The sequence below is a fragment of the Nocardioides epinepheli genome, assembly GCF_037936805.1.
Classification (GTDB): Bacteria; Actinomycetota; Actinomycetes; order Propionibacteriales; family Nocardioidaceae; genus Nocardioides.
This window is the reverse complement of record NZ_JBBMMC010000010.1, coordinates 44,160-57,063: the sequence shown is the minus strand read 5'-3', so window position 1 is coordinate 57,063 and position 12,904 is coordinate 44,160. Positions and strand designations below refer to the sequence as shown.

Below are 12,904 nucleotides of genomic sequence, written 5' to 3'. Positions count from 1 at the left end.
CCGCGCGAGGGACACAACCACGGTGGAATCGGCGCTGTTCGCGCACAGCAGAAGACACGCCGCACAGCGTCGCGTGCCGGCCTCGGACCAGGCTCGAAGCGCACCGGTTCTCCTCAGAGACTGAGCACCTTGCCGATGTCGTGCTCCCGCCAGAGGTCCGGCTCGTGGGTGTCGCCATGACCGACGAACCACCGAGGAAGGTGGAACTCCGCGACCGGCAGGTCGAAGGACTGTCGACGGCGTGCGGCCAGCAGGACGAGGTCGAAGTGGATCCGAAGGGACACGATCCGGCCTACGCGGGAGTAGTCGGTCTCGACCCGCTCGTTGGGGGTGCTCAGCAAGACCAGATCGTCGACCTCGAGGCCGAGTCCGATCGCCCGCAGCGCGATGACGCCCCCATAGCTGTGGGCGAAGATGCGGTGCAGGCGTAGGCCGTAGGGAGTGGCCCATTCTCGTAGCCGCTCGGCGGCGACGTCACGGTGGCGGGCCGAGTAGGCGCCACTCCACTGGAAGTACTGGCCCTCTGCGTAGAGCTCCGGGCTGACCGAGCCCCGTAGGAACTCGTGGAAGTCACCACCCGGACGCCACCACGCACCCGGATAGGCGGCCGTGCCGTGGACGACGATCGAGACCCGCTGCGAGGGAGGCTGGGGGTCGGGCTCGGCCGACGTGTCGTGGGTCGTCTCGGCGCTGGGCGGCGGGCCTGCGGAGGGGAGGCCGAGCCGTTCGCGCTCGAGGGCGGCTCGCGCGATGTCTCTCGCAACCGGCGGCGCGGTCGGCAGCGTCTCGGACCGGTCGTCGCTCCTGACGGTGGTCCGGGCCGGGAGCGAGAAGCGCTGCAGCACGTGTGCGGAGGCGGCGTCCCTGGGAGATCGCCGGTCCCGTGGGGCAGCCAGGGTGCGCTGGGAACCGAGGTCGTAGGAGCCTGGGGGACGCAGCGCTGCGGCGGCTGCGACCTGGCGGACGCCGCCGGCGGTGGCCTGGGTGGCGCGAAGCCACGACATCGCCGATACCGGGTCACCGCTCGCGGCCCGGGCCCACAGGCGCGCACCGGAGGCGGACGCCGAACGGGAGCCCTTCGACCTCGCTCGGGGAGCTCGTTCGAAGCGGGTCACCCCCGAAGCCAGCCCGAACTCGGCAAGGATGCTGTCGGACGCGGCTTCTAGGTCGTGGCGCCTCGCTGCGTCGACGGCGGGTGGAAGATCGCTGAAGCCGAGGGCGCTCAGATCGCCGAGGCCGTTGGCGGCGTCCGGGGCGTGCAGCGCGGCACCGAGGACGAGTGCGCGCGCGGCCACGTTGAGATCGGCGTGGGGGCTGTGGTCGAGATCCAGACCGGGATCGTCGAGCGGTCCGGGGGCATCCGAGAAGTGCGGGTCCACACCTCATGGTGCGACAACAGCCGGCTCCGGGCGAGGAGCAATCCGGAATCCCCTAGGACGAGACCTCGACCGCCTCCCGCAGCCGCTCCACCGTCACCGCCATCGCAGCCTCCAGCTCGTCGGCGTGCGAGGCCGCGCCACCGAGCAGCACCGTCGCGAAGACGTCGCTGAGCCGGGTCAGGCTCCGAGGCACCGGACGACGGTGCACCACCCGGGTGCCCCCGTCCGGCATCGGCTCGAGCTCCCAGATCCAGCGCGCACCGCTGGAGCGGGTGTCCCACGCCAGAAGTCGCCCGACCTCGAGCCCGGTGATCACCGAGCGGGTCGGCCAGACCACCGCCTTGCGGCGGTTCAGCGCGACGTACTGTTGTCCGACTCGCAGGCCACCGGGAAGCAGGGGCCGCATGCCGAGCAGCTCGGGACTGGACCGGGCGAGCCGGCCGAAGTCGGTGAGGACGGCCCAGATCTCGAGCGGCTCGGCGTCGAAGACCGCCTCGGCCCGCAGCTCGCGCTCGGCAGCGCCGCCGCCGTTGCTCCTCTCCACCGCACGATCATCGCACCAGCCGTCGTGCCGTCGTGGCCCGCGCCTTGCGCCCGCTGTGGTTGGATTCGAGCATGGCGACAGGCTGTCGGGCGGGGGCCCTGTGCTTCGGGTGACCCTGCGGGGGTCCGGGCTTCCCACGGTCACGCTCGGATCCGGCGAGACGCTGCTCTTCGGGCGCTCCCCCCACCACGCGCTCCCCGACGAGGACCCCGACGACGCCCTCCGCGTCACCGCGATCGCGCTCCCCCGCTGCGCCCCGCACGTGAGTCGCCTGCTCGGCGAGCTCGTGGTCGGCGACGAGATCGCCCGGCTGCGCTGGCACGGTTCGGGAGAGACCCAGGTCTCCAGCCTCTTCGACGCCCCCGGCGGGGCCCGACGGGTCACCGTGGCCGAGGGCATGGGGCTGCTCCTCGACGAGGGCGAGAACATGCTCGTGGTCATGCGTGGGCGCCAGACCGGCCCCGACACCTACGACGACCTCTCCATCGTCGTCGACGTCGCCACCTCCGAGCCGGCCGCGGCCCCGCGCTCGCGCAGCCCCGAGGAGCAGGACGAGCTCGACGCCGCCGCGACCGCCCCCGCACCGCGACTGCCGGCGCAGTCGCGGGAGTGGTACGTCGCCCTCGCGCTCGCCGAGCCGTGGCTCAGCGGCACCGACGACTATCCGCGCCCGCCGTCGAACCGCGAGATCTACGAGCGGGTGCTGCACTGGCACGGCTACGCGTGGAACCTCGAGCGCGCACAGCGGGTCGACGACGCCATCCGGGTCATCTCGGCACTGGCGTTCGGCCCCAAGGAGGACCCGTTCAACGCCGGTCGCGGCCGCGCCCAGAACGTCCGGTTCGCGATCGGGCGGCGCACCGCCGAGGTCCGCCTGGTCACCGTCGAGGACCTCGACGCCGTCGAGAGGGGCGCCTCGGCCCGGAACGTTCCACCGCCCGTCTCCTAGTCTCCCGCGCCCACGGCTGCCTACCTTCGAGCGATCGCGGCATCCACACACCGCACCCACACGAGGAGACGTCATGGCAAACGGTCAGGGCAACATGCAGGGGATGGACACCGAGCACGCGCGCGAGGTCTCCAACCAGATGGGCGAGCACGCCGGCCAGGTCAGTGGCGTGTGCCAGCGGCTGCTGGCCCGCGTCAGCGCCACCAGCTGGACCGGCCCGGACAAGGAGGCCATCACCAGCGACATCGGCGACCACTTCCTGCCGAACGCGAACGCCGCCAGCGAGTCGATCAACGAACAGGCCCGGCTGCTCAGCCAGCACGCCGACGCCCAGGACGCCGTCAGCTCCTGATCCTGCGCCCGCTTCCCGGGCTTGCCCGAGCCACCCGCGAGACCCCGTCTCGCCGGTGGCTCGTCGCATGTCGGGGCGGTCTCGATCGGGCGCAGGACGCCGCTGACGAGGCGGAACTTTCCACCCGGCGCACCCTGGTCCGCCACCGATCGACCTGCCTAGTTTCTCCGGCAGCGGGCCACAAGGCAGCACACGGATCTCGGACAGTTCTCGGACAGGAGCACGACGATGGCGTTTCTTGGAGCAGACACCGACGAACTGCGCGAGGTCGCTCAGGAGTTCCAGGAGGGCAAGGAGACGACCGACCAGGTCATCACCTACCTGCGGGCCCTGATCGCGATCCTCAAGGCGGCGTCGTTCTTCAGCGGTGGCGCGAGCCTGGCCTACGCCGAGTACCTCGAGACCGTGGTCGTGCCGTGGCTGCAGAAGATCTCGATGGCCCTCGGCCTGTTCGCGAAGGTCCTCGGCGCCCAGGCCGACGCGCAGGACGAGGCGTCCAACGGCGGCACCGTCGACTTCGGATCCCTGCCCTCCTACCAGTCGCCCTCGATGCCGGCGCCGATCACGCCGTACCAGGGCGAGCCGCTCGCCGGTGGCGCGAACGCCCCGATCGCGAGCAGCCCGGGCGGGAGCAGCGGGGTCAGCCCGAGCGCGACGAACCCCGGTGCGGCACCGTCGATCGGCACCCCGCACCCCGGCTCGACGACCCCCGGCACCACGCCGGCCGGCACGAGCCCGCTCGGCTCCCCGATCGGCACGCCCCTCACCAACGCCGGCACCACCGGCCCGAGCCTGACGGTCGGCCCCAACGGGCACCTGATGATCGACACCGGCATCGACCTCGACGGCGAGCCGGGCCTGAAGACCACCGACCCGGGCGCGTCGACGACCACGCCCGGTCACCCCGGATCGACGGCGCAGCCCACCCAGCTCGGCTCCTCGACCGTCGGTCCCGAGCTGCGCGGCAACGATCTCCACCACCCGCAGCCCGCCTCGACCGGCCCGGCGCCTTCCCCCGCCGGCGGCGACCGCGGACTCGGCACGAACTCCATCGGCTCCCCTAGCGACGCCGGCTCCCCCGCCAGCAGCAGCCCCGGCAGCACCTCGCCCGGGAGCCCGGCGGCCCCGCCGGCCGACGCCGCCCGCCAGGCCCTCGGCACCGACACCATCGGCGGCAACCCGGTCAGCCACTCCGGTCCGACCTCCGACGGCGGGTTCGGCGGCGCTGCACCCGGCGCCGAGTCGCTCGGCTCGTCGTCCGGCATGTCCACCGCGACGCCGACCGGCCCGGCGGCCGACAACGGACCGTCCTACGGCGCGGCGGCCGGCATCGCCGGTGGCGCCGCGGCGCTCGGGCTCGGCGGCGCGGCCCTGGCCAGCCGGTCGGGCAGCTCCTCGGGCAACCCGACCATCGACAAGCTGTCCAGCAGCAACGGCCGCGGCTCGCGCGGCGAGAGCGTGCGTGAGCTCCAGAACGCGCTGACCGCGGCCGGATACGACACCAAGGGCGCCGACGGCGTGTGGGGCGGCAACACCCAGGCCGCCTACGAGGCCTACCGCGCCGACCACCCGCTCCAGATCCAGCACGGTTCGGGCTACACCTCGCCGAGCGGCTACGACTACAACCAGATCAGCGGCGTGCGGGGGAACCCCAACGTCACTCCCGAGTTCCTCCGCAACGTGGAGGGCATGGCCCAGCGCCTGGGCGCGCAGCCCGAGCACATCATGGCCGCGATGAGCTTCGAGACCGGCGGCGAGTTCGCCAGCGACACCCGCAATCCGCGCAGCAGCGCGACCGGACTCATCCAGTTCATGGACTCCACCGCCCGCGGCCTGGGGACCACCACCGAGCAGCTCGCGCAGATGACGCCCAACGAGCAGCTCCAGTACGTCGAGCGCTACTTCGAGCCGTACCGCGGCCGGCTCGGCGACCTGGAGAGCGTCTACACCTCCATCCTGGCGGGCAGCCCGCACTCGGGAGACCAGGCGCTGTTCACCCAGGGCGAGCGGGCCTACGGCCCGAACCGCGAGCTCGACGTCAACCACAACGGCGTCATCACGGCCGCCGAGGCCACCGCACACGTCCGGGCCCGCATGGGCGCCGGCGGCAACTGAGGACCCGCTGCTCGCAGCGGCCCGCACGAGCCACACATCCACACATCACGACCAGCAGGACCGCACCACCGCATCACCCACGAGTCAACCAAGCATCAACCCCAGCGCAGCAACAGCTGCGGTGAACACCACACAGAAGGAGCAGTTCCATGGCCATGAAGGGTATGGATGTCGAGGCCGGCCGCCAGGCGTCCCAGCAGATCAACCAGGGCTCGCAGGAGCTCGAGGCGCTCACCGGCCGGATGACCCAGGTCATCGACGGCTTCGACTGGATCGGCCCCGACGCCGACCGCACCCGCGAGACCTGGAAGGGCGACTACGTCACCATGCTCCAGCGGGTCACCCAGTCGCTGCAGGAGTTCTCCACGCTCATCAACACCCAGGCGCAGGAGCAGGAGCAGGTCTCCAACTAGGGGTCGCCGACCCGGCAGGGCTGAGCCGGTGAATCGACGGCCGCCGGGGCGGAACGCCTCGGCGGCCGTCGCCGTCCAAAGACCCGAGAACCCCAGACAACACAGACGACCCGAGAGAAGGCACCCGTGCAGACCTGGATGCTGTCGCTGCGCACCGCAGCCGAGACAGGCCTTCCCTCGGTCGACGTCGCCGTGCAGGCCCGCAACGAGGCGACGGTGGCCGACCTGGCCCGCGCCATCGGACGCCATGTCGCCCCCGACCAGGCCAACCTGCTGCTCGTGCCGGTCGACGGCACCCACCCGTGGCCGGCCGACCGGCTGGTCTCCGAGTGCGGCCTGCGCACCGGCGACCTCCTCGACGTCGTCACCGCGCCGACCGCCTGGCTCGGCCGCGCGTCGTCCTCGGCCCGTCCGCGCGCGGTGCTCCGGGTCGTCGACGGGCCGGACCGGGGCCAGCGTCTTCACGTGCGCGGCAGCTCACTGACCCTGGGCCGCGGCCCCTCGTGCACGATGCGGCTCACCGACCCGCTGGTGTCGCAACGGCACGCGCGGATCGTGCTCGGCACCCGCCCGGTCGTCTTCGACGAGGGCTCGGCCAACGGCACCATGGTGGCCGGCGAGCGCGTGGTCACCAGCCGGGAGATCGACTGGGGGACGCCGATCCGACTGGGCCGCAGCACGCTGGTCATCGACGCCGGTGAGGTGCCCACCGAGGCGCCCGCGGTCGCGGTGTTCCGTCCGCCGCGGTTCGGCGACCCGCTCACCGAGTCGGTGCTCGAGGTCCCGGCCCCACCCACCAAGAACCGGCCCACGCCGATGCCGTGGGCGATGCTGATGCTGCCGATGATCATGGGCGTCGCGCTGTTCGCGCGGGCCCGCAGCTCCTACGCGATCATCTACATGCTGGCCTGGCCGATCCTCGGCTTCCTCGGCTGGCGCCAGCAGAAGCGGGCGGCGGAGAAGCAGTTCCAAGAGGAGCTCGCCGACTGGCGCCAGGACGTCGACGACTACCTCACGGCCATCGACGAGCACGCGGTCCGTCAGCGCCAGCAGATGCACGACGACTACCCGGACGCCGAGACGCTGCGCACCCGAGCCGCCAATCGCGACCCGTACCTGTGGGCGCGCTCGGAGACCCGTCAGGCCTTCCTGGTGACCCGCCTCGGGATCGGCACCGTGCCGGCGATGCTGCGCGGCGCGATCTCCGACGGCGGCGACCGCGCCACCCGGCGCGAGGTGTCCCAGGAGTTCGCCCAGCGCGACGAGATGCCGGACATGCCGGTCCTGGCCGACCTCACCGAGCACCCGCTGATCGCGATCACCGGCGACCCGCAGCAGGTCGACGGGCTGGTCCGCTCGATGATGCTGCGCCTGGCCTTCGACCACTCGCCCACCGACGTGTCGGTGGCCGGCTGCTTCGGCCGAGGCCGGGCCGGCCACGAGGCCTGGCTGCGCTGGCTCCCGCACGCCACGGCTCGCCTGGGGGGCGAGCCGCCGGTCGCGGTGGGGTCCCGCGCGGCCACCGCCCTGCTCGACATCCTGGTCAGCGAGGACGCCGGACGCGGCTACACCCTCTGCTTCGTCGACGAGGACGCCGGCATCGCCCGGCGCACCGTCGAGGCGGTCGCGGCCGCCGCGGGCGACCGCGGGCTCCGGCTGATCTGGCTGGGGCGCGACCCGAACACGGTCCCGGCGGCGACGTCGTTGCGGATCGACCTCACCACGGGCCGGATCGGCAAGGCCGACCGGATGGGCGTGATCGGCGTGGAGTACCCCGATCAGGTCAGCCTCGACCAGGCCTGGCGCACCGCCCGCCTGATGACCGGCTACGTCGACGAGGCCGCGGTGCTTCCACCGAGCACCGCGATCCCCTCGATGGTGCGCCTGCCCGAGGTGTCCAGCGACTTCGAGGATCTCGACGACGTCGACGCGGTGACGCGACGGTGGGCGCAGTCGAGCGGACTGCGCGCCCAGATCGGCACCGGGATCGACGGCGTCACCACCATCGACCTGCGCGAGGACGGCCCGCACGGGCTGGTCGCCGGCACCACCGGCTCGGGCAAGAGCGAGCTGCTCCAGTCGCTGCTGTGCTCGCTGGCCCTGAACAACCCGGCGACGCGGATGAACTTCCTGCTCGTCGACTACAAGGGCGGCGCCGCGTTCCGCGAGTGCGCAGACCTCCCGCACACGGTCGGCTACATCACCGACCTCACCCCGGCGCTGGTGCAGCGCGCACTCACCTCCATCGGCGCCGAGATCAACTACCGCGAGCACCTGCTCGGCGAGTACGGCGTCAAGGACCTCATCCAGCTCGAGCGCGAGCGTCCCGACGTCGCCCCGCCGAGCCTGCTGATCTGCGTCGACGAGTTCGCCGCGCTGACCGCCGAGGTGCCCGAGTTCGTCGACGGGATGGTCAACATCGCCCAGCGCGGCCGCTCGCTCGGCATGCACGTCCTGCTGGCCACCCAGCGGCCTGCGGGCGTGGTCACCGGCAACATCAAGGCCAACGCCGACCTGCGGATCTCGTTGCGCGTCTCCTCCCCCGACGACTCCCGCGACGTCATCGACTCCCCCGAGGCCGCACGGATCTCCCGGCGCACCCCCGGCCGGGCCTGGATCCGGCGCACCGGCCACGGCACCGCCGAGCTGGTGCAGTCCGCATGGACCGGGGCTCGTGAGCCGATGGCCGGCTCCGAGGTGCCGGTCCTGGTCAACCCGTTCAGCGCCGTGACCTCGGCGTCGGACGGCGCGATCCTGGGCGACCAGCGGCTCAACCCGCGCACCGACCTCGAGCGCTGCGTCCACACGATCAACGAGGCGTTCCTGCTCTCCGGCACCGCCGCGCCGAAGCGGCCGTGGCTCCCGGCGCTGCCCGCCGAGCTGCTCCTCGACGTCGAGGCGCTGGTCGCCGACGCCGAGGGCCGCACCAGCGGCCAGGTCACCCTGGGCCGGATCGACGAGCCCGAGGCGCAGCGTCAGCCGGACCTGACGATCGACTTCGCCGCCGTCGGTCACCTGCTCGTGCACGGCGCCTCCGGCTCCGGGAAGACCGAGCTGCTGCGCTCCACCGCGCTCAGCGCCTCGCTCGCCGACGCCTACGGCAGCTACGGCGTGGCGCCCTACGTGTACGGCATCGACTTCGCCGGCGGCGGCCTGGCCGCCATCAGTGGCGTGCCGACGGTCGAGGCGATCGTGAGCGAGTCGCAGCTGGGCCGGGTGATGCGGTTGATCCGTCTGCTGCGCCGCACGATGGACGAGCGCGCCCAGGCCCTGGCCAGCCGCGGCTGTGCCGACCTCGACGATCTGGCCCGCCAGGGCGCGGCGCTCCCCCGGGTCTACGTGCTCATCGACAATCTCCCCTCGCTCGTCGAGAGCCTGGAGACCGGTGGCGGCGTGGCGCCGCAGCATGTCGAGCGGCTGCAGACCGTGCTCCAGAACGGCCGACGGGTGGGCATCCACGTGATCGCGACCGCGCCCGGTCGCACCGGTGTCCCCACCTCGCTCGGCTCGACCTTCGGTCGCCGCATCGTGCTGCGGATGACCACCGCCGACGACTACCTGATGCTCGGCGTCCCCGGGAACGTCCTCGACTCCGACAGCGTGCCCGGCTCGGGGCTGCTGGCGAAGCGGAGCGTGCAGATCCACACCACCGGCGGCGCGGGCACGCCGCTGCAGGCCGAGCGGATCGAGGCGGTCAACCGCCGACTGCTCCCCCGCGTCGAAGGCCGCAGCCATGCTCCGGTCCCCCCGATGCCATCCCGTCTAGACCAGTCCTCGCTCCCGGCGCCGCGCGGCTCGCAGGTCGCGATCGCCGTCGACGCCGACGCCGTCGCCGTCCTCGAGGTCGATCTGCTCGCCGGCCCGATCCTCATCGCAGGCCGCAGCCGCACCGGACGCACCGGCGCCCTCGACGGACTGGCCGACCTGGTGGCTCGCGGCGACAACCCGCCGCACCTGATCCGCGAGGACTCCTACGAGGCCACCGCGGACGCGGTCGCGGCCTGGCTCGCGGATCCGATCGCGGCCGCGGCCGGTGCGGGGGGCGACGAACCGGAACGTTCCCCCTCTGGATGGGCTCTCGTCATGGTGGACGACGCCCATCTCTGGGATGCTGGCGTCGGAGTCGACGAAGCACGACGTACCGCGCGGGACCGTCTCCTGGGTGACCTCGGAACCCACGTCCGCCGCATCGGGGTGGTCGTGACCTCCGATACCGCCCAGGCGAAGTCCCGCAGCGGCCCGGAGGGCCTGGTCGAGACCGCCCGCCGGACGCGCCGCGGGTTCCTGCTCTCACCCGAGTGGGCCGACGGCGACGCGCTCGGGGTGTCGGTACCGACGAAGTCCGCCGAGCCACTGGCCGGTCCCGGCCGCGGGGTGTGGTGTGACGCAGGCACCGCATGGGTGGCACAGCTGGTCAATGCCCGCCGAGACGGTCAGTGAGCACGGCAGTGAGTACGGCAGTGAGCGCGGCGGTAAGAGGTGCAGCAGCAGTGAGTGTGATCGAGCAAGTGGTGGGACAGGAGTGGTCATGACGGGTCGGACCTCGACGCAGGGTGCACGGGCTGGCTGGCGCGGACGACTGCGCACGATCACCGATCGCCTCTCGCCCGCACGCACGCGCGACACGGCCAGCGCGGCGAGCAAGCGCCGCTCGCGCGGCGCGGCCGAGCTGTCGGTGCTCGTGGTGGCCGGCTCCCTGGTCGCGGGCGTGTTCTTCGGCACCGGCCTGAGCCGCACCGCGGTCGACGTCGCCGACGGACTCACCTGGCTCAGCGACGACACCAACGGCCAGGTCATCCAGGTCAACCCGGCCACCGGGAAGCTGGAGGTCAAGCAGACGGTGGGCAATCCGGGCGACGACCTGTCGATCACCGACCAGTACAACGGCCAGCTCTACGTCACCGACCACACCTCGGGGCGGCTCCTCGCCTTCGACCTGACCAGCATCCTGGTCTCCGGCCAACGCCGGGTGAGCTCGGGCGGCGTCGTCAACACCCTCGTCAACGACAGCGGCGTGTTCCTCGTCGACTCCGAGCTCTCCACGATCTCCGCCATGGACCCGCAGACCACCGACGCGATCGGCACGATCTGGATCGCGCCGGCGGGTCTCGCCGACGCCGCGGTCGACAAGGACGGCACGATCTGGGCGCTGGAGGACAACGGCGTCCTACACCGTCTGAAGTGGTCGGAGGAGTCCTTGTCCTTCGACGACGAGGACGCCGAGCAGGTCGAGGGCAGCGGTCCGGGCGGGGTGCTGGTCGCACACGACAAGGGCGTCACGGTGTTCGCTCCCGAGCAGGGACGCATCGCCCAGGTCGGGACCGGCAGCGATCTCGACGCGGACGCACCCAAGGTCCTCGGCAAGCTGTTCGCTCCCGAGTCCTCCCCTGCCGATCTCGTGCCGGTGGCCACCGAGAACGGATTCGTCGTGCTCGTCACCCCCGAGGGCCTCCTCGAGATCGACATGAGCACGATCGACTGCGGCCAGCCGGGCACTCCCGAGGTCTTCCGCGACGAAGTGTTCGTGCCGTGCCGGGGCGAGGGCCGCGTGGTGCGCCTCGGCCCGGACGGGAAGCGCTCCAACGACGACATCCCCACTCCCGGCAGTCGCGATCCCGAGCTCGTCGTCGACGACGACAACCTGATCGTCAACGCCCCGGGCGCCTCCCAGGGTGTCGTCGTCCATGCCGACGGCAGCACCTCCGCGATCGTCCGCGAGGACGACGACGTGGCGGCGCAGGGGATGACTCCCCTCTCCGGCCAGGACTCCACCGCACCCGGCGGATTCGACGACCTCCTCGACGGGATCGCCGACCCACCGTCGAACCCGCCGTCGAACACCCCACCCACCCCGACCGATCCCGGTCCGCAGCCGGGCAACACCAGCCCGCCGCCGGGGACCGGCAACAACGGCTCGGGCAACAACGGCTCGGGGAACAACGGCAGCGGGAACCCCGGGAACAACGGCATCGGCAACCCCGGGAACCACGACACCGACTGCACCAAGAACTGCACCGGACTGAGCACCCCGGGCTCCCCCAGCCCGACCGACCCCTCCGACACCGGCGATCCGGGCGACGGCGGCAGCGTCGGCCAGCCGGTCACGGCACCGACCGATGTCGTCGCGACCGCCATGCCCGAGGGCCAGGTGCAGATCACCTGGCGGCACTCCGGGTTCCCCAAGCCGGATGCGTTCATCGTCAGGACCACCGAGAACAAGGAGCTCGGCACGTTCAAGGGGTGGGTCCGTCAAGGCTTCGTCAACGTGCCCCCGGGGATGCCGACGTCGTTCACCGTGACCGCCGTCCTCGGCGACCGCGAGGCCGTGTCCTTCGCCAGCAACCAGGTCACCACGACCGCCCGCCCCGGCGCACCGGTCGTCAGCGGGACCTCCGCCTACCAGATCGACGACTCCGCGCTGCGCTTCAAGGTGACCATCAACTGGAAGGAGGCGGCCGCCAACGGTGAGAGCGTCACCGGGTACGCCGTCACCGTCCAGACACCGAGCGGCACCAAGGACACCCAGCTGGACGGCAACGCCCGCTCGACGTCGTTCGAGTGGTCGTGCGACCGCAAGGCCAACCCGGCCTGCACGATCGGCGGCGACTACAACGCCAGCGTCACGGCGAGCAGCGCGCTGGGCACCGGAACGACCGGCCTGTTCAGCGGGAAGGCCCCGGCAGTGCCGCCGGCGCCGCTACCGGACAACAACACCCAGGTGGTCGACGGATCGAGCCCGAAGACCTCGCAGGCCTCCGAGACCGGAGCCGGCGAGATCACGCTCAAGCTGTCGCCCCCCGACAAGTGGAAGCGCTTCCCCGGCACCTGCACCTACGAGTACGAGGGGGTCCGCTCGTCCATCGCGTGCAACGCCACCTCGCTGCGGCTGACCTACAGCAATGGGGTCATCTGGGAGCCGGACTCCGGGATCGTCGAGCACTCGGTCGTGTTCTTCGCCAGCAACTCCGGCGGCACGGTCCGCAGCGCGCCATTCACCTTCACCAGCGAGCAGACCCCGCGCGTCCGTCCGACCCCGGGGCCGGTCGATCCGGATCCGTGCCCGAGCCCCACGCCGAGCCCGATTCCGCAGTGTCAGCTCCCGTGACCCGGCCGGTGGCCCGGCAGAGCACGGCGCGGGCCACCGCGGAAGCC

Annotated in this window: 8 protein-coding genes; 6 read left to right on the top strand and 2 right to left on the bottom strand. The window is 72.2% G+C overall.

Translation table 11 applies throughout. From position 1 onward, the window contains the following. Positions 1–113: 113 nt before the first annotated feature. Together WMR31_RS14595 and WMR31_RS14590 are read right to left on the bottom strand one after the other, a co-directional pair. On the bottom strand, positions 114–1,379 hold the full coding sequence (locus WMR31_RS14595) for a hypothetical protein (RefSeq protein WP_340539586.1): 1,266 nt from the start codon (positions 1,377–1,379) through the stop codon (positions 114–116). Between the two features lie 52 nt (positions 1,380–1,431). Next, a complete protein-coding gene (locus WMR31_RS14590) occupies positions 1,432–1,923 on the bottom strand; it encodes an SRPBCC family protein (RefSeq protein WP_340539585.1) in 492 nt (163 codons plus the stop codon). Positions 1,924–2,032: 109 nt separating this feature from the next. On the opposite strand from WMR31_RS14590, the gene WMR31_RS14585 reads away from it, so the two are divergent. From WMR31_RS14585 to WMR31_RS14560, 6 genes are all read left to right on the top strand, one after another. Beyond that, positions 2,033–2,872 carry a hypothetical protein gene (locus WMR31_RS14585; protein ID WP_340539584.1) on the top strand — a complete coding sequence of 280 codons (840 nt, stop codon included), beginning with the start codon at positions 2,033–2,035 and terminating at the stop codon, positions 2,870–2,872. A gap of 73 nt (positions 2,873–2,945) precedes the next feature. Beyond that, positions 2,946–3,224: a hypothetical protein gene (locus WMR31_RS14580; RefSeq protein ID WP_340539583.1), complete on the top strand. Its 279-nt coding sequence runs from the start codon at positions 2,946–2,948 to the stop codon at positions 3,222–3,224. Between the two features lie 228 nt (positions 3,225–3,452). Beyond that, the gene (locus WMR31_RS14575) at positions 3,453–5,339 is read left to right on the top strand and encodes a peptidoglycan-binding protein (protein ID WP_340539582.1); all 1,887 of its coding nucleotides are present in this window, start codon (positions 3,453–3,455) and stop codon (positions 5,337–5,339) included. A gap of 149 nt (positions 5,340–5,488) precedes the next feature. Further along, the gene (locus WMR31_RS14570) at positions 5,489–5,752 is read left to right on the top strand and encodes a hypothetical protein (protein WP_340539581.1); all 264 of its coding nucleotides are present in this window, start codon (positions 5,489–5,491) and stop codon (positions 5,750–5,752) included. A 126-nt stretch (positions 5,753–5,878) separates the two neighbouring features. Beyond that, a complete protein-coding gene (locus WMR31_RS14565) occupies positions 5,879–10,192 on the top strand; it encodes a type VII secretion EssC family protein (protein ID WP_340539580.1) in 4,314 nt (1,437 codons plus the stop codon). Between the two features lie 88 nt (positions 10,193–10,280). Next, positions 10,281–12,857: an NHL repeat-containing protein gene (locus tag WMR31_RS14560; protein WP_340539579.1), complete on the top strand. Its 2,577-nt coding sequence runs from the start codon at positions 10,281–10,283 to the stop codon at positions 12,855–12,857. The last annotated feature ends 47 nt before the right edge of the window (positions 12,858–12,904 follow it).